Annotated in this window: 22 protein-coding genes; 15 read left to right on the forward strand and 7 right to left on the reverse strand. The window is 67.1% G+C overall.

The genetic code is table 11. The features are described 5' to 3' along the window. Positions 1-4 precede the first annotated feature (4 nt). Positions 5-1,885: a pyruvate kinase gene (locus K6T56_02155; protein ID MCL6555146.1), complete on the reverse strand. Its 1,881-nt coding sequence runs from the start codon at positions 1,883-1,885 to the stop codon at positions 5-7. Between the two features lie 100 nt (positions 1,886-1,985). Here K6T56_02155 and K6T56_02160 point away from each other — a divergent pair, with 100 nt between their 5' ends. The 3 genes from K6T56_02160 (at position 1,986) to K6T56_02170 (ending at position 5,165) form a co-directional block, all read left to right on the forward strand. Then, positions 1,986-2,744, forward strand: coding sequence for a 3',5'-cyclic-nucleotide phosphodiesterase (locus K6T56_02160; protein MCL6555147.1), 759 nt, complete (start codon positions 1,986-1,988; stop codon positions 2,742-2,744). Positions 2,745-2,838: 94 nt separating this feature from the next. Continuing rightward, positions 2,839-3,915 (forward strand): complex I NDUFA9 subunit family protein, encoded by a 1,077-nt coding sequence (locus tag K6T56_02165; protein ID MCL6555148.1) that lies wholly within the window; start codon positions 2,839-2,841, stop codon positions 3,913-3,915. A gap of 17 nt (positions 3,916-3,932) precedes the next feature. Then, on the forward strand, positions 3,933-5,165 hold the full coding sequence (locus K6T56_02170) for a multifunctional CCA addition/repair protein (protein ID MCL6555149.1): 1,233 nt from the start codon (positions 3,933-3,935) through the stop codon (positions 5,163-5,165). Between the two features lie 60 nt (positions 5,166-5,225). On the opposite strand, the gene nhaR is transcribed toward K6T56_02170, so the two are convergent. After that, entirely contained in the window at positions 5,226-6,116 is an 891-nt protein-coding gene (gene nhaR / locus K6T56_02175) for a transcriptional activator NhaR (protein ID MCL6555150.1), read from the reverse strand. A 103-nt stretch (positions 6,117-6,219) separates the two neighbouring features. Here nhaR and htpX point away from each other — a divergent pair, with 103 nt between their 5' ends. The 9 genes from htpX to K6T56_02220 all read left to right on the forward strand — a co-directional run bounded on the left by htpX (position 6,220) and on the right by K6T56_02220 (position 14,886). Further along, positions 6,220-7,095 carry a protease HtpX gene (htpX, locus tag K6T56_02180; GenBank protein ID MCL6555151.1) on the forward strand — a complete coding sequence of 292 codons (876 nt, stop codon included), beginning with the start codon at positions 6,220-6,222 and terminating at the stop codon, positions 7,093-7,095. 7 nt (positions 7,096-7,102) lie between these two features. Then, entirely contained in the window at positions 7,103-8,059 is a 957-nt protein-coding gene (locus tag K6T56_02185; protein ID MCL6555152.1) for a TerC family protein, read from the forward strand. Positions 8,060-8,236: 177 nt separating this feature from the next. After that, a complete protein-coding gene (gene purE / locus K6T56_02190) occupies positions 8,237-8,731 on the forward strand; it encodes a 5-(carboxyamino)imidazole ribonucleotide mutase (GenBank protein MCL6555153.1) in 495 nt (164 codons plus the stop codon). Then, positions 8,728-9,897: a 5-(carboxyamino)imidazole ribonucleotide synthase gene (locus K6T56_02195; GenBank protein ID MCL6555154.1), complete on the forward strand. Its 1,170-nt coding sequence runs from the start codon at positions 8,728-8,730 to the stop codon at positions 9,895-9,897. Before purE ends, K6T56_02195 begins: the two co-directional genes overlap by 4 nt. Before the next feature lie 39 nt (positions 9,898-9,936). After that, positions 9,937-10,368, forward strand: a complete 432-nt coding sequence (locus tag K6T56_02200) for a phosphate-starvation-inducible PsiE family protein (GenBank protein MCL6555155.1) — start codon at positions 9,937-9,939, stop codon at positions 10,366-10,368. A 3-nt stretch (positions 10,369-10,371) separates the two neighbouring features. After that, complete coding sequence (locus K6T56_02205; GenBank protein MCL6555156.1) at positions 10,372-11,250, forward strand: phosphoribosylaminoimidazolesuccinocarboxamide synthase; 879 nt, start codon at positions 10,372-10,374, stop codon at positions 11,248-11,250. 189 nt (positions 11,251-11,439) lie between these two features. Beyond that, positions 11,440-13,287 carry an AMP-binding protein gene (locus K6T56_02210; protein ID MCL6555157.1) on the forward strand — a complete coding sequence of 616 codons (1,848 nt, stop codon included), beginning with the start codon at positions 11,440-11,442 and terminating at the stop codon, positions 13,285-13,287. Positions 13,288-13,310: 23 nt separating this feature from the next. Next, positions 13,311-14,495: an outer membrane protein transport protein gene (locus tag K6T56_02215; protein ID MCL6555158.1), complete on the forward strand. Its 1,185-nt coding sequence runs from the start codon at positions 13,311-13,313 to the stop codon at positions 14,493-14,495. A gap of 37 nt (positions 14,496-14,532) precedes the next feature. Continuing rightward, positions 14,533-14,886 carry a S24 family peptidase gene (locus tag K6T56_02220; GenBank protein MCL6555159.1) on the forward strand — a complete coding sequence of 118 codons (354 nt, stop codon included), beginning with the start codon at positions 14,533-14,535 and terminating at the stop codon, positions 14,884-14,886. A gap of 8 nt (positions 14,887-14,894) precedes the next feature. On the opposite strand, the gene K6T56_02225 is transcribed toward K6T56_02220, so the two are convergent. Both K6T56_02225 and K6T56_02230 read right to left on the reverse strand, forming a co-directional pair. Beyond that, complete coding sequence (locus K6T56_02225; GenBank protein MCL6555160.1) at positions 14,895-15,692, reverse strand: sulfite exporter TauE/SafE family protein; 798 nt, start codon at positions 15,690-15,692, stop codon at positions 14,895-14,897. A 25-nt stretch (positions 15,693-15,717) separates the two neighbouring features. Next, positions 15,718-16,167, reverse strand: coding sequence for an EVE domain-containing protein (locus K6T56_02230; protein ID MCL6555161.1), 450 nt, complete (start codon positions 16,165-16,167; stop codon positions 15,718-15,720). Positions 16,168-16,471: 304 nt separating this feature from the next. Here K6T56_02230 and K6T56_02235 point away from each other — a divergent pair, with 304 nt between their 5' ends. Beyond that, the gene (locus K6T56_02235) at positions 16,472-17,065 is read left to right on the forward strand and encodes a VPLPA-CTERM sorting domain-containing protein (protein ID MCL6555162.1); all 594 of its coding nucleotides are present in this window, start codon (positions 16,472-16,474) and stop codon (positions 17,063-17,065) included. A 63-nt stretch (positions 17,066-17,128) separates the two neighbouring features. On the opposite strand, the gene cysC is transcribed toward K6T56_02235, so the two are convergent. Further along, positions 17,129-18,793, reverse strand: coding sequence for an adenylyl-sulfate kinase (gene cysC, locus K6T56_02240; GenBank protein MCL6555163.1), 1,665 nt, complete (start codon positions 18,791-18,793; stop codon positions 17,129-17,131). An 8-nt stretch (positions 18,794-18,801) separates the two neighbouring features. Then, positions 18,802-19,776 (reverse strand): acetyltransferase, encoded by a 975-nt coding sequence (locus tag K6T56_02245; protein ID MCL6555164.1) that lies wholly within the window; start codon positions 19,774-19,776, stop codon positions 18,802-18,804. Positions 19,777-19,822: 46 nt separating this feature from the next. Between K6T56_02245 and K6T56_02250 the strand changes: the two genes are divergently transcribed. Further along, positions 19,823-20,176, forward strand: coding sequence for an NAD-dependent epimerase/dehydratase family protein (locus K6T56_02250; protein MCL6555165.1), 354 nt, complete (start codon positions 19,823-19,825; stop codon positions 20,174-20,176). Next, positions 20,173-21,213 carry a VanZ family protein gene (locus tag K6T56_02255; GenBank protein MCL6555166.1) on the forward strand — a complete coding sequence of 347 codons (1,041 nt, stop codon included), beginning with the start codon at positions 20,173-20,175 and terminating at the stop codon, positions 21,211-21,213. The genes K6T56_02250 and K6T56_02255 overlap by 4 nt, the downstream gene beginning before the upstream one ends. Here K6T56_02255 and K6T56_02260 read toward each other — a convergent pair. Next, entirely contained in the window at positions 21,097-23,349 is a 2,253-nt protein-coding gene (locus K6T56_02260; protein ID MCL6555167.1) for a VanZ family protein, read from the reverse strand. The genes K6T56_02255 and K6T56_02260 overlap by 117 nt on opposite strands. Between the last annotated feature and the right edge of the window lie 82 nt (positions 23,350-23,431).

Here is a 23,431-nt window from a genome sequence, read left to right on the forward strand (position 1 = left end):
CGGCTCACCAGTGCAGGGCGCGCAGCCGCGCCATCTTTTTCTGCTGGTGGGCCTGCATGCGCTCCACCACGTCGTCGAGAAGGGCGATGGCGTCGAGGACGAAGGGACCCTTGTTGATCATCACGCATTCGGCCCGCTCCGCCATGGCCGCATCGGTGATCTCGGGGCGCGAAGGCAGACCGTGTTTCACCAGGCTTTCCAGCACCTGGGTGGCCCAGATCACCGGCACGTGGGCCGCCTCGGCAAGCCACAACAGTTCTTCCTGGATTTCCGCCAGTCTTTCGTAACCGATCTCCACCGCCAGGTCGCCGCGGGCGATCATGAGGCCGAAGGGGTGGCGGCCCGCGCCGCGGACGATGATTTCCGGCAGGTTGTGCACCGCTCGCCGCGTCTCGATCTTGGCCACGATGCCCAACCCCCTGGCGCCGCGCCGGGCGAGCGCCTCCAGAAGCCGGTCCATGTCCTCCCCCGTCTGCACGAAGGAGTAGCCCACCAGATCGGCATGGCGGACGACGAAATCCAGGTCTTCCAGGTCCTTGTCCGTCAGCGCGGGCAGGGCAAGCTCGCTTTCCGGGAAATTCACCCCTTTTTCCGGCCGCAGTTTCTCCCCCTCGGGCCGCGTGCGGAGGATGCGCAACAGTGCCCCCTGGGCATCCGCCTGCTCGATGCGGGCGGCGATGCGCCCCTCATCGATGAAGACGGGCTCCCCTTCCCTCAGGAAATCGAAGACCTCCGGCGGCAGACAGGGAATATGGGCGAAGGGCAAAGCCTCACCTCCGGCGTCCGGCGCCATCGGCTCGCCGGGCAGTGGCGCCCGCGTGAGATACAGATAATCGCCCGCGTGCAGGCGGATTTCCATGGGCGGCGCAGCGATGGCACCACACGCCGTCTCCCGCTCCTCCTTGCCGCCTGCCCGCTCCCGGCGGAGGATGATCCCCGGCGTGAGATAAAACCCCTCCTCGCCGTCGGCGAGCACTTCGAGTTCCGTCAGACGCACGCGCACCGTAAGCCGCCGGCTGCGCCCCCGCGCATCGGTGAAGTGGATGCTCTCCCCGGGCTCAAGTCCCCTGACCCAAGGGGCCGACACCGCCACACGCGCGGGCAGGACCCGGCCGAAGGGATCTTTTTCCGCGGGTCGCCCCGGCATGCCGCTGCCGTCCAAAATCACCCGCACCGGCCGGACGAGCCGCCCCAGTTTGTCCCGCCCCGGCTTCAGATGCAGCACCTCTGGCCCCGCCTTCACCGGCCCGGTGCGCACCCGGGGACCGGCCAAATCCATGAGGATGCGGCAGGACCGGCCCGTTTCCTCCGCCGCGCGCCGCACGTGCGCCGCCATGCGCTCCCAGCTCGCGGGATCATCATGGGCGCAATTGATGCGGGCGCAATCCATGCCCCGCAGCACCAGCTCCCGCACGAAGGGATAGTCGCCGGCCGCCTCCGCCGGCAGGGTGACCATGATGCGCACCCGCCTGGGCAGGGGCGGCGGGCCCAGCAGCCGGTCGGTATGGGCCTCCAGGTCGGGGCGGTGATTCATGGCGGCGGCCAGGCGACGGGCCCGGCCCGCATCCACCGGCTTGCCCAGCATGAGTTGCAATGCCTGATGAAGGGTATCCAGGGCGGGGAGCACATGGCCTTCCGCCCGCCCCAGGGAAGAGAGCCCATAGGTGGCCAGCCGCTCCTGAAGCGCCCGCAGATCGTGGCGGCGGAGAATGATGTAGGCGGCGAGGTTCTCCGCGCCGCCGTGGAAGGCGCGGCGCAAAAGCCAAGGCGCCCATTGCCGCAACAGCTCGCGGCAACCCCGCCGCACCGCGCGGCGCAGGGTGGCGACCTGATGGGCGAGGTCGGCAAGGGCGGCATTGAGCTCGCTGGCGGGATCGCGGTCCATGGACAAAAAAAGGGCTTTTGCCCACGCTACAGGGGTGTTGTGACCGGCGTATGACGCTTTCTTTACGGGCGAGCCGCGCCAGCCCGACTATAATGCGCCCATGATCCGGCTGAAGGTTCTCGGCGCAAGCGGGGGCATCGGCGGCGAGGCGCGCACCACCGCCCTGCAGGTGGACGAGGACACCCTCATCGACTGCGGCACGGGAGTGGGGGATTCCCCCCTTGCCGCGCTGATCGTTATCGACCAGGTTTTTCTCACCCACGCCCACCTGGACCACATCGCGCTACTGCCCATGCTGGCAGATGCGCGGGTGGATCGGCGCGATGAGCCCCTTGTCGTCCATGGCCTTCCGGAAACCCTGCAAACCCTGCGCGAGTGCATTTTCAACAACCGGGTCTGGCCCGATTACACCTCGGAGGCCCTGCCCTATGTGCGGCTGCAGCCGGTGGCCTTGGGCGAGACGGTGGAAATCGGCGGCCGGCGCTTTCAGCCCCTGCCGGTGAAACACGCCATCCCCGCCTGCGCCTGGCGGATCGACTCGGGGGCAGCAAGCCTCGTCTTCACCGGCGACACCACCTACAGCGAAACCTTCTTTGCCGAACTCAAGCACATTGCCAACCTGCGCCATCTCATCATCGAGACCACCTTCCTCAATGCCCTCGAGGCGGCGTGCGAGGCCGCCGGACACAACAATGCACGCCGGCTCGCCCTGGCGCTTGCCCATGTCCCTCCCGGGGTGATGGTCCACATCACCCACATGGAACCCGGCCGCGAAGAGGAAATCTGGGCGGAAATCCAGGCCGCCTGCTCCAGCCGCTGCCTGCGGCGGCTTACGCGCGGCGAGGTGATCGTCTTCTGAAAGCGCCCCTCGCGCTGGCGGGGGGCAAGCTGCCTTGGGTAGAATGAGGGGACAAGTCTGCGATTCCCCTCGAGCCGAAAACATCCCAAACCAAATGCAAGCACAGGCTTCCTCCTACGGAGCGATCCCCACCCTGCCCAAGATACACGGCGTCTGCGTCTTCGGCGGCAGCGGTTTCGTCGGCCAGCACGTGGTCCACCGCCTGATCGGCGCCGGTTACACGGTGCGCGTGCCCACGCGCCGGCCTGCGCGGGCGAAGGAATTGCTCGTTCTGCCCGGCGTGGAGGTGGTGGAAGCCGACATCCACGACCCGGCGGCGCTGGCGCGGCTTCTCGCGGGGATGGATGCAGCCATCAATCTGGTGGGCATCCTCCATGAGGTGCGATTGGGCCGCGTGGACCTGCCCACCGCGCGGCGGGGCGATTTCCACGAGGTGCACGTGGAGCTGCCCCGCAAAATCATCCACGCCTGCGGCGAGCAGGGCGTGCGGCGCCTGCTGCACATGAGTGCCCTCAACGCCAATCCGGTGGCAAGGAGTGCCTATCTCCGCTCCAAGGGGGTGGGCGAGGCCCTCGTGCGGGAGGCGGGACTGCCCCACCGGGAGGCCGAGACCTGGTATCTCGACGGGCCGAAGTTCATCCGCGGTCATTCCCTGGCCACCACGGTGTTCCGTCCCTCGGTGATCTTCGGCCGCGGCGATTCCTTCCTCACCAAGCTTGCCAGCCTGGTGCGCCGCCTGCCGGTGATCCCCCTTGCCTGCCCCAATGCCCGTTTTGCGCCGGTGTTCGTGGAGGACGTGGCCGCCGCCTTCACGAGCAGCCTGGAGAACCCGGCCACCTACGGCCAGACCTACGATCTTTGCGGCCCGCGGACCTACACCTTCCGCGAGCTCGTGGAATACGTGGCGAGCCTGGAAGGCCGGCGGCCTATCATCCTGCCCCTTTCCCCGCGACTGTCCTACCTCAATGCCTGGCTGCTGGAACATCTGCCGGGGCGCCTCATGACCCGGGACAACTTTTACTCGCTGCAAGTGGACAGCGTCTGCAGCGGGCCTTTCCCCCCTGTCTTCGGCATTCATCCGCTGGCCCTGGAAGCGGTGGCCCCCCACTACATCGGCCCGCACGCGGTGGTCTCCCGCTACGACGCGCTGCGGCATGGGGCACGCCGCTAACGCGCCCGCCAAGCTCCATGAAAACCTACATGGTCGGCGGCGCGGTGCGGGACGAGCTCCTCGGCCTGCCGGTCGCCGACCGCGACTGGGTGGTGGTGGGCGCCACCCCGGAAGAAATGGTGCGCCTGGGCTTCCTGCCGGTGGGGCGGGACTTTCCCGTCTTCCTGCATCCGGTCACCCATGAGGAATATGCCCTGGCGCGCACGGAACGCAAAAGCGGCCGGGGCTACAAGGGCTTCACCGTCTATGCCTCCCCCGAAGTGACCCTAGAGGAGGATCTGGCGCGGCGGGACCTCACCATCAACGCCATCGCCAAGGACGAGACCGGTCAGTACATCGACCCCTACGGCGGCCGGCGCGACCTGCAAAACCGGGTGCTGCGCCACGTGAGCCCGGCCTTCGCCGAAGACCCAGTGCGTATCCTGCGGGTGGCGCGCTTTGCCGCCCGCTTCACCGACTTCACCCTCGCCGAGGAAACTCTGGCGCTGATGCGGCAGATGGTGGAAAGCGGCGAGGTGGATGCCCTGGTGCCGGAACGGGTATGGCAGGAGCTTTCCCGCGGCCTCATGGAAGCCCGCCCCTCGCGCATGTTTGAGGTGCTGCGGGAATGTGGGGCGCTGGCGAAAATCCTCCCCGAGGTGGATCGCCTCTTCGGCGTGCCCCAGCATCCCAAAAGTCATCCGGAAGTAGACACGGGGGAGCATGTGATGCGGGTGGTGGACCGGGCCGCCGCCAACGGCGGCGCCCTGCCGGTGCGCTTCGCCGCCCTCACCCACGATCTTGGCAAAGGCACCACCCCGCCGGAAGCATGGCCCTTCCATCCCGGCCATGAGGAGCGGGGCGTGCCCCTCGTGCAGGGCCTCGCCGCCCGTCTGCGCGCGCCCCATGACTGTCGCGAGCTGGCAGTCCTGGTCGCCCGCTGGCACGGGGAAGCCCACCGGGCCGATGAAGCGGATGCCGAACGGCTTGTCGATCTCCTCGTCCGGCTGGATGCCTTTCGCCAGCCCGCCCGCTTCCAGCAATTCCTGCAAGCCTGCGAGGCCGATTACCAGGGCCGCCCCGGCTACGAGGCGCGCCGCATGCCGGGCGCCGAGCGCCTGGCCGCGGCTTTCCGCGCCGCCGCCACCGTCGATGCCGGCACGATTGCCCGCCAGCATCAGGGGGGCGAGGCAATCCGCGCCGCCGTCACCGCCGCGCGCATTGCCGCCGTGGCCGCCGCCCTGGGCGGGAAGGCAGGCGGCGAATCATGACCAAGGGACCAAGTCTTTTGCCGGCAACGAGCGGGGCACGGTCGTGGCGGGCCGAGTGCTTCAGGCGGCGAAGAAACGGTCCCGCGCGTTCTCCGTCACCAGGCGCAGGGCCGGGTGGCTGATGCGCCGCTCGCCGGTGATGGCGTAATAGGTCTCCCGCACGCCGTGTGCCCGGCCGATCTCGCGTACCCCGTACTGGCTCTCCACCTCCTGGGCGAGCACCGCGGGGGCGGGAAAAATCCCCCGCCCCGCCTGGCCGAAGGCGTTCATCAACGCCGCATCATCGAACTCCCCCACCACCCGGGGGTGAAGCCGCTGGGCTTCCAGCCAGTCGGTCAGGCGCGCGCGGGAGGCGGAATCCTCCCCCGGCAGCAGGAGCGGAGCGCCATCGAGGCAGGCGGGAAAGTGCCGGCAGCGGCGGGCGAGCGCCGGTGCGGCGAAGAAGGCGAGCTCCGATTCGCCGAGCTTGTGGTTGTAGCCCTTCACCCGCACCGTGGGTGGCAGGGGACGGTCCGCCACCACCACGTCCAGCCGGTGCAGGGCGAGCTCGGCAAGGAGCGGGTTGAGCTTGCCTTCCTGGCAGATCAAGCGCACCGGCTCCGCCAGTTCAGTGACGGGGGCAAGCAGCCGGTAGGCGACATTTTTCGCCACGGCATCGGAAATGCCCACCCGCAGGGGCTGCGCCGCCCCGCCGGGGCTGGTGAGATCCCGCGCGAGCGCCTCCGCCAAGGCGAAGATTTCGTCGGCGTAGGCGGCCGCGCGCACGCCCGCTTCCGTCAGCTTGAGGCGCCGCCCCACCGGCTGGGTGAGGGCGGTGCCCAGGCGCTCCTCCAGGAGCTTGATCTGGGCGCTGATGGTCTGGGGGGTAAGATGCAGCCGTTCCGCCGCGGCGGCAATGCTGCCGCTCTTGGCCACCGTCCAGAAGTAGTAGAGGTGCTTGAGGTTGATCATTCGATAAAACCGATGATTTAATCACAAACATTCGAATTTTATTTTAGCCTGCCGCCCTTACAATCCACCCTGTGTCATTGTCGGTCAATCAAGGAGTCCTGCCATGAAACGCATTCTGTTGTTCCTCGCCACCAACCTGGCCATCGTGGTGATGCTGTCCATCACCCTGCGCCTTCTCGGTGTCGAGCCCTACCTCACGAGCCAAGGGCTTAATGTCAACGCCCTGCTCGTCTTCGCCGCGGTATTCGGCTTCGGCGGCGCCTTCCTCTCCCTGCTGATGTCCAAATGGAGCGCGAAGATGGCGGTGGGCGCGCAGGTCATCGACCAGCCGAGGACGGAAGCCGAGCGCTGGCTCATCGAAACCGTCCGCCGGCAGGCCCGCCAGGCGGGGATCGGCATGCCAGAGGTCGCCATCTATGATTCCCCCGAGGTGAATGCCTTCGCCACCGGTTGGAACAAGAACGATGCTCTCGTCGCCGTCTCCACCGGTCTTTTGCATTCGATGACGCGGGATGAGGCGGAAGCCGTCCTCGGCCACGAGGTCTCCCACATCGCCAACGGGGACATGGTCACCCTGGCGCTGATCCAGGGCGTGGTCAACACCTTCGTCATGTTCCTGTCGCGGGTGATCGGCCACACCGTCGACCGGCTGATCTTCAAGAACGAGGAAGGCCACGGCCCCGCCTTCTTCGTCACCATGATCATCGCCGAGCTGGTGCTGGGTCTTTTGGCCTCCCTCATCGTCATGTGGTTCTCGCGGCAGCGCGAATTCCGCGCCGACCGTGGCGGCGCCCAGCTCGCCGGGCGCGACAAGATGATCGCCGCCCTGGAGCGGCTGATGCGGGTCCACACCGCGCCTCTGCCCGACAAAATGGCCGCCTTCGGCATCAGCGGTGGCATCGGCCATGGCCTCAAACGCCTGTTCATGACCCACCCGCCACTGGAAGAGCGTATCGCCGCCCTGCGGGCCCTGGGCTGACCCTTCCATGGATGCCATCAGCGTCGGCACCCCCGCCCTCTGGGCGGGGTTTGTTTTGTTCATCCTCGCCATGCTGGCGCTGGATCTTTTCCTCCTCGGTGGCCGCCAGGCCCACCGTGTCGCCGTGCGTGAGGCCCTCGCCTGGAGTGTGCTGTGGCTGAGCCTCGCCTTGGTCTTCTGCGGCCTGCTGTGGTGGTATCTCGACACCACCGTGGGCCGCGAGGTGGCCAACGCCAAGGCGGCGGCCTTCCTCACCGGCTATCTCATCGAAAAGTCATTGTCGGTGGACAACATCTTCGTCTTCCTCATGATCTTCAGCCATTTCGCCGTACCGCCCGAGTATCAGCGACGGGTGCTCCTCTACGGCGTGCTGGGCGCAATCGTGATGCGCGCCATCATGATCCTCCTCGGCGTGTGGCTGGTGAGCCGTTTCCACTGGGTGCTCTATCTGTTCGGTGCCTTTTTGGTGGTCACCGGCATCAAGATGCTCATCTTCGCCGAGCACGAACCCGACCTGGACAAAAACCCCGTCCTGCGCTGGCTGCGCCGTCATTTGCCCATCACCGAACGCTATCACGGCGAGCGCTTCGTCGTCGTCCAGGAAGGCGCGCGCTGGTTCACCCCCCTCTTCGTGGTGCTGGTGCTGATCGAGACCTCGGATCTCATCTTCGCGGTGGATTCCATTCCCGCCATTTTCGCCATCACCACCGACCCCTTCATCGTCTTCACCTCCAATATCTTCGCCATCCTCGGCCTGCGCGCCCTCTACTTCCTCCTTGCCGACATGGCGGAGCGCTTCCACCTGCTCAAGTACGGCCTCGCCCTGGTACTGGTCCTGGTGGGGGCGAAGATGCTGCTCGCCGATTTCTACAAGGTGCCGGTGGGCATCGCCCTGGGTGTGGTGGCCCTCATCATCGCCACCTCCGTCTTCGCCAGCCTGGCCGCCACCCGCACCCGGCGCTAGAAGCGAGGGACCACGCGCAGCCAGCGGGCAAAGGCTTGGGAAACCACCGGGGACGCGGAAGAACACGGCGTCCTCTGGCCACTGCCCACTGACCATTGATGCCCGTCCCCTGTGCCCCCCCGCCCGAATTTGGGATAATTCCCGTTTTCGCCAATGTCGCGCCGCAGGGAGACGGCCATGGAACAACCTCGGGTGGGTGTGGTGATGGGCAGCACTTCCGACTGGGAGGTGATGCAGCACGCCTGTGCGGTGCTGAAGGAACTGTCGATCCCCCACGAGGCGCGGGTGGTCTCCGCCCACCGTACGCCTGATCTCCTCTTCGAATACGCCGAGCGCGCCGTGGACAGAGGCCTTATGTGCATCATTGCCGGCGCCGGCGGCGCGGCCCATCTGCCCGGCATGCTGGCGGCCAAGACGCGACTGCCGGTGTTGGGGGTGCCGGTGCCTTCGCGGCATCTCCAGGGCCTGGATTCGCTCCTCTCCATCGTGCAGATGCCCAAGGGGGTACCGGTGGCCACCTTCGCCATCGGTGCCGCAGGCGCCGCCAATGCCGCCCTCTACGCCGCCGCCCTGCTGGCGCTGCAGGACGGGATGCTCGCCGCCCGGCTGGAAGCCTATCGAGCGCGGCAGACGGAAAGCGTGCTGGCAATGACCCTGCCGGAGTCGCCATGACCCCCATCTTGCCGGGGGCCACACTGGGCGTGCTGGGCGGCGGTCAACTGGGCCGCATGTTCACCATGGCCGCGCTCACCATGGGTTACCGCGTGGTGGTGCTCGATCCGGACCCCGACAGTCCCGCCGGCCGCATCGCCAGTGAACATCTGTGCGCCGATTACCGGGATCCGGCAGCGCTCGCCCACATGGGCCGCACCTGCGCCGCGGTGACCATCGAGTTCGAGAACGTGCACGCCGACAGCCTGCGCCTGCTGGAAAACCACACCGTGGTGCGGCCGTCGGCGCAGGCCGTGGCGATTGTCCAGGACCGCGCGCGGGAAAAGACTTTCCTCGCCGAAAACGGCTTTCCCACCGCACCCTTCGGCCTCGTGCCGGAGCCCTCGGCAATCAGCGCGGCAGCCCGCGCCACCGGCTTTCCCGCCCTGCTCAAGGTGAGCCGGTTCGGCTATGACGGCAAGGGTCAGGCGCGCGTGGATTCCCTGGAGGAGGCCATCGCCGCCCATGCCGCCATGGGCAACGAGCCCTGTGTACTGGAAGCCTTCCTCCCCCTGCGTGCCGAGCTGTCGGTGGTGCTGGCGCGGGATGGGGTGGGCCGCACCGTGTGTTACCCTGTCGCCGAAAACCAGCACCGCAATGGCATCCTCGACATCAGCATGGCGCCCGCCCGCATCGGTGTGGAAGTGGAAACCCGCGCCCGGGAGATGGCGGTGGCCATTGCCGAGCGGCTCGGTTACTGCGGCGTGATGGCGGTGGAGTTTTTCCTCCTCAATGGCGACCGTCTGCTGGTGAACGAGATCGCGCCACGCCCCCACAACAGCGGGCATTACACGCTGGACGCATGCCTGACCAGCCAGTTCGAGCAGCAGGTGCGGGTCACCTGCGGCCTGCCCCTGGGGGAGACGCGGTTGTTTTCCCCCGTGGTGATGGTGAACCTCCTCGGCGATATCTGGGGAGGGGGCACGCCCGACTGGGGCGGACTCCTTGCCCATCCCAATCTGAAGCTCCACCTCTATGGCAAGCGGCAGGCGCGCCCGGGGCGCAAGATGGGTCACTTCAACGTGGTCGCCCCCACCCTGGAAGCCGCCCTCAGCCAGGCCCTGGCCGCGCGCGCCGCGGTGGGGGTCGAAGGCCCCGCCCCGACGCACAGGGAGCCCGCCGCATGAGTGTGCCCGCCCTTTGCCCCGCCTGAGGTTTCCCCCCCCATGCACCCACTCGCCGACTGGAACAAACGGGCGCTTGCCCTCATCGAGCATGTGGGCCTGTTCATCATTGCCGTGGCGACGGTGATCGCCACCGCCCAGGAGGTGGGCGTGATGATCGAGGCGCGTCACGTGCGGCTTGCCGACCTGCTGCTGCTTTTCATCTATCTCGAAGTGTTGACCATGGTGGGGCTCTACTACGGCTCCGGCAAACTGCCCGTGCGCTTCCCCCTTTACATCGCCATGGTGGCGCTGGCCCGTTATCTCATCCTCGACATGAAGGAAATGGATGTCTTTCGCATGCTGGCGGTCACCGGGGCGATCCTGCTCCTGGCCCTGGCGGTGCTGGCCATCCGCTATGGGCATACCCGTTACCCTTATCCCCAGGATGATGCGCACGCCGAGCTGCGCTCCCTCAGACCGCCGGGACGCTGAAAAATGACGAACCCCCTCTACCAGTCCGACCTGAAAAGCCTCACGCTGTTGCACCGGGGCAAGGTGCGGGACATCTACGAAGTGGATGCGAAACGGCTCCTCATCGTCACCACCGACCGCCTATCCGCCTTCGACGTGGTGATGAAGGAGCCCATCCCCGGCAAGGGGGAAGTGCTCACCGCCATTTCCCGTTTCTGGTTCGCCAAACTCCGCCACATCGTGCCCAACCATCTGACGGAGGATGCCCCGGAATCGGTGGTGGCTGCGGACGAGGTGGGACAGGTGAAAAACCGCGCCCTGGTGGTGCGCAGACTCACGCCGCTGCCCATCGAGGCCATCGTCCGCGGCTACCTGGTGGGCTCCGCCTGGAAGGAATACCAGGCCACCGGCAGCGTGTGCGGCATTCCCCTGCCCGCCGGCCTGCGCCTGGCCGACCGCCTGCCGGAGCCTCTGTTCACGCCTTCCACCAAGGCCCCCCAGGGCAGCCACGACGAAAACATCTCCTTTGCCCGCATGGCGGAACTCATCGGCGCGGGGGCAGCGGAACGCGTGCGCGAGGTGGCGCTTGCCCTCTACCGGGAGGCGGCGGCCTATGCCCTGGCGCGGGGCATCATCATCGCCGACACCAAGTTCGAATTCGGCACCGATGGCTGCGGCATCCTCTACCTCATCGACGAGGCCCTGACGCCGGATTCCTCGCGCTTCTGGCCGGCGGAGGACTATCGGCCGGGAACCAATCCGGTCAGCTTCGACAAGCAGTATGTGCGGGACTGGCTGGAGGCATCCGGCTGGAACAAGGCCCCGCCGCCGCCCTCCCTGCCCCCGGAGGTGATCGCGAGGACAGCGGAGAAATACCGCGAAGCTTTGCGTCGTCTCACCTGAAAGCCAGACAGGGTGGCAGCGCATGGGCGTGGTCAGGGTTGGGGTTGCCCCCGCGACGGGAAACAACGGCAAGCGTTTCCCCGTCCCCATTCGGGGCGGCGGGGCGCCATGAGGGTTTGCGGGGAGAAGCCCATGCACCTGCTTGCTGGCGAATCCACTGCCGGAGTCCGCTGAAGGAGGCCGTGCCGGATGCGTGAACCCTACCGCGATCCTCCGGAATATCTGGCGGACACCGCCATTGCGCCGGAAGAGGCCGGCTCGCTGCCGGGGCTCTTCGCGGCGCGGGTGGCGGCCATGCCGGACAAGGTCGCCTACCGCTATTACGATAACGCCGAGGAGACCTGGAAAACACTCACCTGGAACGAAGTGGCGCAGGAAGTGGCGCGCTATCGCGCCGCCCTCGCCCGGGAGGCGTTCTCCCCCGGCGACCGCGTGGCGGTGATGCTGCGCAACTCACCCCATTGGGTGATCTTCGATCTCGCCGCCATGAGCCTGGGCCTCGTCGTGGTGCCCCTTTATCTCGACGACCGCCCGGAAAACGCCTCCTACATTCTCGAGCATGCGCAGGCGCGCCTGCTTTTCGTGGAAGGGCGGGTGCAGCACCGCAAACTCGATGCCATCCTCGCCGGCAGTCCGAGCCTGCGCCGGGTGGTGAGCCTCACGCCCCCCGAGGCGGGCAGCCCCAGCGACCCCCGGCTTGTCGTGGCCGACGCCTGGCTTGCCGCGGGCGGCTCCCCGCCGCCGCCGCTACCGGTGAATCTCGAAAGCCTGGCCTCCATCGTCTACACCTCCGGCACCACCGGCCGCCCCAAGGGGGTGATGCTCTCCCACGGCAACATTCTGTGGAACATCTGGTACACCCTGCACTGCGGCCCCTTCTCCGCCAGCGACGTTTTTCTCTCCTTCCTACCCATGTCGCACACCCTGGAGCGCACCGCAGGCGTCTATCTGCCCATGGCCCTCGGCGCGGAGGTCGCGTATGCCCGCTCCGTCCTGCTGCTTGCCCACGATCTGGAGACCATCCGGCCCACCGTGCTCATTTCCGTGCCCCGCATCTACGAGCGCTTCCACGCCCGCATCCGCGATGCACTGGAAAAGAAACCGGCCATCGCCCGCTGGCTTTTCGAACTCACGGTGGAGGTGGGCTGGCATCGGTTCGAATGGCAGCAGGGTCGTGCCCGCTGGCAGCCGAAACTCCTGCTGTGGCCGCTGCTGCAAAAACGCATCGCCGCTCCCCTCATCAACCGCTTCGGGGGACGCCTGCGCTTCGCCGTCTCCGGGGGCGCCGCCCTCTCGCCCACCCTGGCGCGGGTCTTCATCGGGCTGGGGCTGCCCCTCTACCAGGGTTACGGGCTCACCGAGACCAGCCCCGTGATCACGGTCAACCGGCCCAAGTCCAACATTCCCGCAAGCATCGGCCTGCCCCTGCCCCATGTGGAGGTCCGCCTCGCCGACGATGGGGAACTGCTCACCCGCAGCCGCTGCGTCATGCAGGGCTATTGGGCTGATGAGGAGGCCACCCGCGCCACCATTGACGCCGAGGGCTGGCTGCATACGGGGGACAAGGCGCGGCTGGACGAATACGGCCATTACCACATCGTGGGCCGCATCAAGGAAATCATTGTGCTCTCCAATGGCGAGAAGGTGCCGCCGGCGGACATGGAGTCAGCCATCACCCTCGATCCCCTCTTCGCCCAGGTGCTGGTGGTGGGTGAGGCCCGGCCTTGTCTTGTGGCCGTGGCCAGCCTCGACCGGGAGCACTGGCCCGCCTTCGCCCGCGAGCTCGGAGTCGACCCCGCCGATCCCGCCGCGCTGACGGATGGCCGTGTGCAGAAGGCCCTGCTGGCGCGCATCGGCGAACGGCTGCGGGATTTCCCGGGCTATGCCCAGATAAGGCGTGTCCATGCCACCCTCGACGAATGGACGGTGGACAATGGCCTGCTCACGCCCACGCTGAAAATGAAACGGGGTCCCCTCACGGAAAAATACCGCGACGCCATCGCCGCTCTCTATGCGGATTTGCGCGCCGACCGATAACCCACCACCAGGAGGAAAAAACCATGTCACTGCGTCCGCTCACTGTCAGTCTCGGCCTGGCCATTGCGACCGCCGCTCAGGCCTCCGGTTTCAGCCTGATCGAATCCAATGCCGACGGCCAGGGTTCCGCCTACGCCGGCAGCGCCGCGGTGGCCGAGAATGCGAGCACCCTCTTCTTCAATCCGGCGGGCATGACCCGCCTGCCGGGCCGGCAGCTCGTCGCCTCGCTGCACGCCATCGACGTCAGCGTCCGATTCAATGACGGCAATCCCGCCACGGCGGACGGCGGCGATGCCGGCGGACTCAGCCTGGTGCCCAATCTCTACTACGCCATGCCCATCACCGCGAGCCTCTGGTTTGGCCTCGGCATCAACGTCCCCTTCGGCCTCAAGACCGAATACGACCCCAACTGGGTGGGCAAAGCCCAGGGCATCAAATCCGAAATGAAGACCGTCAATATCAACCCCGCGGTTGCCTGGCGGCTCAATGACAAGCTTTCCCTGGGGTTGGGCCTCAACGCCATGTACATCGAGGCGGAGCTCACCAGTTTCGTCCCCGCGCCCGGCCCCGGCACGTTGACCATCCGGGGCGACGACTGGGGTTACGGCTACAACGCAGGCCTGCTCTACGAAGTGGACGGAAACACCCGGCTGGGCCTTTCCTACCGCTCCCGGGTGAAACAGCATCTCACGGGGGACATCACGTTCAGCAATATGCCAACACTGAACACCGGTGGCAGCGCAGACATCCTCCTGCCCGACACCTGGACGCTGAGCCTTTATCACCGTCTCTCCCCACGCTGGGCGCTGCTTGCCGACATCGCCCGCACCGGCTGGTCCAGTTTCCAGGAACTGCGCGTGGTGCGCGCCAACGGCAGTACACTGGCGGCCACCCCGGAAAGCTGGAAGGACACCACCCGCTATTCCCTGGGTCTCCATTACCAGCTTTCGGCCACGACCCGGCTGCGCATGGGTGTCGGCTATGACGAGACCCCCGTGCCCGACGCGCAACACCGCACCGTGCGCATCCCGGATAACGACCGCCTGTGGCTCGCCGCGGGCGTGGGTCTGCGCCTCAACGACCACGACAGCCTTGATTTCGCCTTGAGCCACCTCTTCGTCAAGGATGCGCCCATCGCCAACGGCGTGACCGGCACCTACAAAAGCCGCGTGGACATTCTTGGCCTGCAATACACCCACACTTTCTAGGGTGGATTCGCCGCATCGCCCGCGCTATGCTTGGCCCATGAGCGACAAGAAAGTCATTCCCATCAACCCCCTGGCGGAAGTGAGCCACTGCGCCGGGGCGGAGCCCTTTGCCCTCATGGTGCTGGACGACTACATGGAGCCGGAATTCCACCATGGGGAAATCATCGTCTGCGAACCGGAGGGCCTCGCGCGGGATGGCGCCTTCGTCGTCGCGGAACACGAGGGGGAGTTCTATTTCCGCCAGCTTCGCATCCGCGACGGGGTCTGGTCGCTGCACGCCCTCAACCCCAAATACCCCTCCTTCACCATCGCCGGCCCTTCGGCCATTCGCGGCGTGGTGATCCTCAAGAAAAAACCCGGCCGCCGCCGGGAGATGAAGCGCTACACCTGAACCGCCCCTCAAGCCAGGGTCAACGCCATGCGCACGCCCAGGGCGTAGAGCAGCAGGGCAAAAATGCGCTTGAGTTTCTTCACCGGCAGGCGGTGGGCCAGTTTCGCTCCCAGGGGCGCGGTGAGCACACTCACCAAGGCAATGGCGGCCAGCGCCGGCAGATAAACGAAGCCGAGGCTGCCGGCCGGCAGCCCCGTTACCGAGAGCCCGTTCACCCCATAACCCACCGCACCGGCCGCGGCGATGGGAAGGCCGATGGCGGCGGAGGTGCCGATGGCTTCGTGCAGCTTCACGTTGCACCAGGTCATGAAGGGCACGGAAAGCGTGCCACCGCCAATCCCCACCAGGCTCGAGACGGCACCGATCACGTTGCCGGCGAGGAACAGCCCCAGGGGGCCCGGCAGCTCACGGGAGGCCTTGGGCCGGATATCGAGGAGCATCTGTGTGCCCACGTAGAAAAGGAAGACGACAAAAAACCCCTTGAGGAAGGCGCTGGACAGCCACGCCGCGAGCACGCTGCCGGCCAGGGTGCCGGTGACGATGCCGGGGGTGATCCCCCGCCAGATGCGCCAGTTCACCGCGCCGTGGGCGTGATGGGCGCGCAGGCTGGAAATGGAAGTGAAAAGGATGGTGGCAAGGGACGTCCCCAGGGCCAGATGCACCACGTGTGTGGCGGGAAAATGAAGCCCCGTGAAAATGAAGGTGAGCACGGGGACGATGATGAGGCCGCCCCCCACCCCCAACAGCCCCGCGAGGAAACCCGCGGCAGCCCCCAGGATGGAGTAGGCCAGCCACTCGGTGAGCACGTCGGCGGTCAGCACGCCCCACCGCTCACAAAAGCTTTTCGATAAAGGCCCACTCCCGCGGATCGACGGGCGTGATGGACAGCCGGTTGCCCCGCGCCAGGATGCGCATGTGGGCAAGCTCCGGATGGGCGCGCAACTCGCTCAATGGAACCAGGCGGGTCTTGCGCACGAAGCGCACTTCCACATTGAACCAGCGGGGCTTCTCCGGTGTGGCCTTGGGGTCGTAATACTTGCTCGTGGGATCGAACTGGGTAGCATCGGGATAGGCCGCCTTCGACACCTCACAGATGCCGGCAATACCCGGCTCAGCGCAGCTCGAGTGATAGAAGAAAGCCAGATCGCCGGGCTTCATCTGATCCCGCATGAAATTGCGCGCCTGATAGTTGCGCACGCCAAACCAGGCCACCGTGCCGTCGCGGGCGAGATCATCGATGCTGTATTCCGACGGCTCCGACTTCATCAACCAGTAACGCATTGCGCCTCCCTCATCCGGCCGCAGGGCCGGGTTTCGCTTCCCACCCCGTTGGCGGCGGTGGCGATTGTACGGGAATCAGGGAATGCGGGCGCACCAAAAGCCTCGTGCCCGCCGCGGGCGCCCCTCTATGTCGGTTTTTTTTACACTCCCCACTGCCGCCTCTCCGCGGGAAACTGGCATCTCCCTGATAAAAAACGGTTTTTCAACTGTGGCATGACAGTTGCTTAAGAACTGGCGAACGCACTGCGTTTCAAGGTCATGGAGGGCGTGCCCTCCTTTCGCCACCCCAACCAAGGAGCCAATCATGATCCGCAATAAACTGCTCACCGCCCTCCTGGGCGCGGCCGGGTTGCTTGCGAGCCTTCCCGCCTCCGCGGCCATCATCGATACCGTTCAGGCACCCACGGGTTATTTCGTTCCCACGGATCCCCAGAAGTATAGCTCGCCCTATTACCGCGGGAACGGCCAGGACTGGGACTGGACACACAACCCCATCGCCGGGCCGATCACCTCCGCATACCTCCTCATCAGCGCCTTCGATGTGGATTTCAGCCAGGGCGAGCGCGACCAAATCTTTGCCTACGATGGCGCCAGCCCGGTTTCGTTGGGTTACCTTGCGGGGGCAAACAATATGTGGAATTTCACGACGTTCACCCTGCCCTTGAGTGTCTTTGACGACATCACGAACGGCTTGAAAGTCGGCATCTCAATCGATGTAACTAATGATGGCTGGTTCGTGACACTCGCCAAGTCCGTGCTCTGCGTCAATGCGCAAGATACGCGAGAATGCCTTGCCACTTCCAACCCGAACCCCGGCGTTCCCGAACCCGCTTCCCTGGCGCTGCTGGGTCTGGGCCTCGCGGGTCTGGCGGCCGCTCGGCGCCGCCAGACGGCCTGACGGGGCGGGTGTGCAAACCCGGCAGTTCTTGCTGCCGGGTTTTTCTTTACCCTGCCGGCCTCCTCAACGCAGATACCCCTCCCGCTCCAGGGTGAGAAGGATACGCTGCACCGCCTCGTCCACGGTGAGCTGGCTCGTGTCGAGGGAAAGCTCCGGATGCGCCGGCACCTCGTAGGGGTCGGATACGCCGGTGAAAGCCTGGATGAGTCCGGCGCGGGCTTTCGCGTAGAGTCCCTTGCGGTCGCGGGCCTCGCACACCTCGATGGGGGTGGAGACATAGACCTCGAAGAAGCCGCCATACTGGCGGATCAGCTCCCGCACCGCACGCCGGCTTTCCCGGTAGGGGGCAATGGGGGCGGAGATGGCAATGCCGCGGTGTTTGACGATTTCGCTTGCCACGAAGCCGATGCGCCGCACGTTGATCTCCCGGTGTTCCCGGGAGAAACCCAGCTCGCTGGACAGGTGTTTGCGCACGATGTCGCCATCGAGCAGGGTGACCTGGCGCCCGGTGATTTCCAGCAGCTTGATCTGCAGTGCCTTGGCGAGGGTAGATTTGCCTGCGCCGGATAGGCCGGTAAAGAAAACACAGAAGCCCTGCTGGTGACGGGGCGGGTGGGCGCGCTGCAGGGCCGCCGCCACGTCGGGCCAGGCCAGCCAGGCGGGGATGGCGAGCCCCCAGTCGAGGCGGCGGTGGAATTCCCCGGCGGAATAGGCGAAGGCGCGCGCACCCGGCGGCACTTCCTCCTCCCCCATGAACTGGTCTTTTTCCTCCACGTAGAGCATGCGGGGAAAAGGCACGAGCTCCACCTCCACCGCGTCGAGAGTGGGAGCGAGCTTTTCCTCCACCTCCGCGACGATGTCGGCGCCGCGCCGGAGGGGGGTATCCCCGGTGTCCTCCCCGCCGACGATGAGATGGGCGGCGCCGAAGTTGCGGGCGAGGATGGCGCGCAGCATCACCCCGCGCGGACCCGTGGGCAGTTGGGCGAGGGGTAGAAGGCTCAGCAGGCTGGAGGCGGGGGGCAGGTGTTTCACCGCCGCCTGCCAGGCCCGCACGCGGGCGAAATATTCCGCCTCATTGGGGGGCAGCACGCCGGCCACCCCATGCACGAGGAGATTGGCTTCCCGCGCCAGGGAGGCCTCGACGGCGAAGGCTTCGTGCACCCGCTGTACGGGCTGCGCCGTCTGGTAGGCGATGACGCGTTTGTAGCCGCGCCGCTGGAAGAGGGCGCGAAGCTGAACGGGAGCGAGCCTAAGGTCAAGGAAATCGTGCCGCGGCGGAAACGCCACGCCTTCCACCCGGCCGCCCACGCACACTCCGCCCAGGGTCTGACCGAGGACCGCCGCCTCGAGGGCCTCGTCCGCCGGCCAGACTTCGCTCACGGTGAGCACCGCGGGCATGAAGCCTTCCGGGTCGCGCAGGGCATAGCGCCCGCCCGGCACCAGCGCCTGCGCCCGCTTGGCATTAAGCCGCAGCACCACCGGCCAGGGCCACCAGGTGCCATCCGTAAGCCGCCCGGCGCGGAGGATGGAGAAGTAATCCGCCTGGGAGCAATACCCTTCCAAGGGGGAATAGCCGCCATTGAGGAGGAGCTCCAGATCGCACAGTGCCTCGCGGCTCAGGTCGAGGTCGGGCAGATCCCGCGCCTCCTCCCGCAGCGCGGCGGCCCGGGCCTCATCCACGATGAGGTTGATGAGTCTGCCACCGTATGGCGCAATCAAAGTTTCCATGCCACCTGTCACGCCTGCCCCTCAGCCTGTCCGCCGAAGACGCGCTCGAATTCGGCGATGAAGCGGGCAAGCTCCGCCTCCGGCAGATGGTTGATGCCCGCCGCGCCCTTGCGTCCGCCACCGGTGGCGAAGCGCCCGGCCAATTCATCGGCACCCCGCCGCGTGGTGAGGGGCGCACGGATGGAGACCAGATAACCACCCGGCTTGCGGGTGAGGATGGCGTGGGCGCGGGCGGGGAAACGGCTCGCCAGGGCATTGCCGAACACGCCCGACACCCGCCGCGCCCAGGCCTCGTCCGGCAGGACGTAGAGGGCTCCCGCCTCCGATTCGTACACGGGATGGGCGCCTTGCGCCCGTTCCATGTCCTGGGCATAGCCCTGCCGGAGGAGGACGAAAGCCTTCTCCTGCTCCATGAAGGTGAAGGGGTCGGTGTGGGCGTGAACGAGGCGATAGAGTTCTGCGGGGTGATAGTAGAGATCGTCCACACTTTCGCCATAGGCGTTGTAGTTGAGGCATTCACCCAGCTCGCGCAGCAATGCCAGTTGCGCCGCAGCGAGGGAAAGCGGCGCCGCCGCGCGCCGCGCCGCTTCCTCCAGGTTGTCGCCGAAGGCTGCCACCACCGCCCAGATGCGGTACCGACCCTCGAGATGGCGATCGACGATGAGGCTGGTGCACCATTCGGCGCCGGTGTCGATGTGGGCGGTCAAGCCGGGATGGAGGGGGATGTCACCCGCCTGGTGATGATCGAAGTATTCCACCGTGGCGCCGGCTTCCAGCAGTCGCAAAAGTGCGGCGCGGTTTTTGTCGAGGGAGATGTCCAGCACGGTGAGGGAATCCCCCGCGCCGGCGTTGACCCGCGCAAGAAGCGCGATGTCCCGCTTCACGCCGGTGATGAGCCGGGCGTCCCGGGGATGGGCGAGCCGCAACATGTGCAGGGCGCAGATGCCGTCGGCATCGCCGTTGAAGACGTCATAGTGGGGCATGGCGCCATTCTAGCGGGAATCACGGGCTGCTTATACACTTGGCCCCATGGCGCCCTCCCTTTCCCTCCTTATCGTTGGCGGGGCCGGTGATATCGGCTCCCCCATGGTGGCCCTGCTGCTGGAGCGCAACGTGGCGGGAGCGGATCCCGCCGGCCCTCTGGGGAAAGGCCACGAGCCGGAAACCCATCTCATCCCCTTGGCGCTGGCCGCGGCGAGGGGACCACTGCCCCCTCTGAGTGTGTTCGGTCGCGACGACGACACCTCCGATGGCACCTGCATCCGCGACGACGTGCACCTGGCGGACCTGGCCGAGGCCCACTGGCTCGCCCTCAAGTATCTACATCCGGCCCTTGCCCCCCTCATCGCCCATGCCTGGGCCTGGGAATGCCGCCGCCCATGATCCGCCGGCTGCCCTGGGCGCTCTTTTTCTATCTGGCGCTCCTCGTCTATGGCAGCCTCTATCCCTGGCATCCCCTGCGTGTGCCGCAGCCGGAGCAGTTCCGCTTCCTCCTACAGCCCTGGCCCGCCTTCGTCACCCGCACCGATCTCCTCACCAACGTGCTGATCTATGTCCCCTTCGGTTTCCTCGCCGCCCGTCACCTCACCGCGCGGCGGCGGCTGCGGCGGGCGCTGCCCCTGATCTCCCTTCTGGCGCTGGCGCTGTCCACCGCGCTGGAATGCGGCCAGCTCTTCGTGCCGGAGCGTGTCGCCTCCAATCTCGACATCGCCACCAACACCCTGGGGGCGCTGTTGGGCGCGGTGATCTATGGACTGGCCCGCCGCCGGCGCTCGCCGGGGCGGTGGCTTCTCGCCCTGCGCGTGCGCTGGTTTGCGTCGGGGCATCTTGCTACCCTCGGGCTTTTGCTCCTGGCCCTGTGGCTTTTGCCCCAGTTCTCCCTCGATCCGCCCTCCCTCATCGCCGGGCATCTGAAGACGGGCTTTCTGCCCCTGTGGGAAGTGGCGCAGGCGCCGGAACGCATCGAGCCGGCGCTCGCCGCCCTCTACGCGGTGGAATACGTGGTGCTGACAAGCGTCCTCGCGAGCGTCCTGCGGCAGCCGCCACCGCTTGGACTTCTGCTGCTCCTTGGCGGCGCGCTTTTCCTTGCCGGCAAGTTCCTCGCCGCCACCACCTTGGTGAAGTGGCACGTCACGCCGCGGCTCTTTTCCCTGGAACTGGCCGGCGGGATGGCCGCCGGGGCGCTGTCCGCCGCGCGTCTTTTGCAGGCTGCCGGGCCCGCCGCCCGCTGGGGGCCGGCGGGGTTCGCCCTGGCCCTGGCGCTCCTTGCCGCGCTGCTGGCCGGGCCTATGCCCCTCGACGGCTCAGCGCGCCATTTCAACGTCACGGGTTTCGCGGCCCTCGCCGCCGTGGCCTGGCCGTGGCTTGCCGCGCTCTATCTGGGCGTGCACGCGGCCATCACCCACGACCCGCGCCACTGAGCCCGCCACGAGGGCAAGCAGCGCCACCGCCAGCGTCCAGGCCAGGGTGAAGCGGAGCACAAGCTCACCCCCCGCCGCATAGTGACTGCGGTCCCGGCTCAACAGGAACTGCAGCGCCGAGAACACCTGCCCGTATTTCACCACCACCGATTCCAGCCCCAGCGTTAGCGCGCCCCAGGTGAGGCCGGCCGCCGCGAGGATCGCCGCCGGCACCCAGCGCGGACGCCCCGTCCCGGCCCAGCGGGCCACCCCGTATCCGGCGAGGGAGGTGAAAAAGCCGGCAAGCCAGACCCAGAGGAAAGCATCCAGACGCCCCCCATGGGCGAGGAGCTCGGTGAGGTTGTCGGTATTAGCGGCGAGCACCACCACGGCATAGGCCAGCAAAAGCAGGGGGAAAAGCAGCGCCCCCCACAGCCAGCGCAGGGGCCGTGGGGCGCCGAAGACCATCAGCGCCGCGCCGAAGACTGCCGCAGCCGAAGCGGCGGCAAGCCCCAGGAAACGGCCCAGGCGCTCCCACTCCCAGGGCCAGCCGAGGCTGGGGCTGCCGAGGATGTCGTCCAGGGCCTCCAGGGGCACGGCAAGCCGCAGCAGGAAATAGCCCACCAGGCCGTGAAGGGGCAGTGCGAAAAGGAAAAGGCGGAAAGGATGGGGGGAAGTGCGGGCGAGCCGCGCCACCGCCACCGGCAGCCCCGCCCCCCAAAGGAGAAGCAGGCTCAGCAGAGCCGAGGAAAGAAGCGGGTGGTCACTTGCGAAGAGTTCTCGCACGTTGTAGGGCAGAGGGCTCAAGCGGCTGGCAAAGAGACCGCCGAGGGTGAACGCAAGCCAAAGGCCCAGGACGAAACCGGGACGGCGGCGAACAGAGGGGGCCCGGCGGAGCACTTGACCCCCTGCAGCCGGCGCCAGCGCCGCCCCCAAGGCCACGCCGCCCGCCTCCAGGAGCCAGTCGGTGAAATCGGCGTGCTTGCCCGGCAGGAAAAGCTGCCCCCCCTCCACCGCCGCGGCGCCCAGGGCGCCGAGGACCAAGGCCGCCCGCCGGCCCCACGCCGTCCCGAGAAGAAAGCCCAGGGGGAGGAAAAACAACACCTTGTGGAGCACTTCCGTGACCGCGCGGAATTCCGTGCCGAAGTAATAAAGGGCAAAGGGCACCCGGAGGAGGCCTGCTGCTTCCCGGGCGAGCCGGGGGGCATCGAGACGGAAGTCGAAGGGATACCAGAAGACGGCCACGACCAGCCCCAGCCAGAGGAAGGCCAGGGTGAGGGCCGGGCCACGGGCAAGAGGGGGAAGGCCGGGCCGGCCCGGGCGGGCGAGTCCCGCCCCCAGGAATGCGCCGAGGGTCGCGGTGAGGATGTCGGTCACATCGGACACCCGGCTCCAGACCCACAGTTGCAGGAATTCCAGCAGGGTGGCCGCGGCCACCGTGGAAGCCACGGCGCGCGCCCGGGAGGCGCCCGCTGCCCGCCACAGCCAGGCGGCAGGCAACCACAGGGCCACATCGGTGGCAAGTTCCCAGGCGGCGGCGACGGGCTCATGGGGCAGGCCGGCGAAGGGCCGCAGCAAAACCCGCCCCTCCTTGTACTTGTGATAGAGCTCCACCGGGCTCAGGGTGAGGTCCAGGGGCAAGAGGTTATAGAGGAAGAGCCCCGCAAGCCACACTGCAAGCCAGCGCTCACTCTTCTCCAGGGGGCCGTGGACATTGCGCCATGTTTGAAGCCAAAGCAGCAAAGGGGGACCCAGGCGCCACCAGGCGAGGATACCCAGCAAGGCGCCCAGGCTTTCCGCCGCCAGGTCATTGAGGGAGACGGTGCGAGGGGGGAAGAAGAGCTGGGTGAATTCGATGGCCGCCGAAAGCAAAACGGCAGCGGCGAAGACGATAAGACTTGCCAGGAGGCGCCGGGCATTGGACGCACCGTGCCACGCCAGTCCCAGCCAAAGAAAGCTCAACGGGATGAAAAGGAGGACATTGGCCACCCAGTCGGCGCGGGCGCCCACGCCCAGATTGAGCCAGGGAATGGCGCGCAGCCGCGCCACCGCCTCTTCCCAGGGCAGCGGCCGGAAATCCAGGGGCACGAGGCTGCCATAGACGACGAAGGCGGTGTAGGCGAGGGCCGCCCAGAAAAGTGTCGGGGGGCGCTTCATGCCAGCCATCCTCCCAGCTCGACGGCCCGCCCGCGAGGACCCCTGCCCGTCCAAAGGGGGACGAAAACGCCCACCGCGCGGG

The sequence above is a fragment of the Burkholderiales bacterium genome (assembly GCA_023511995.1).
GTDB lineage: Bacteria > Pseudomonadota > Gammaproteobacteria > Burkholderiales > Thiobacteraceae > Thiobacter.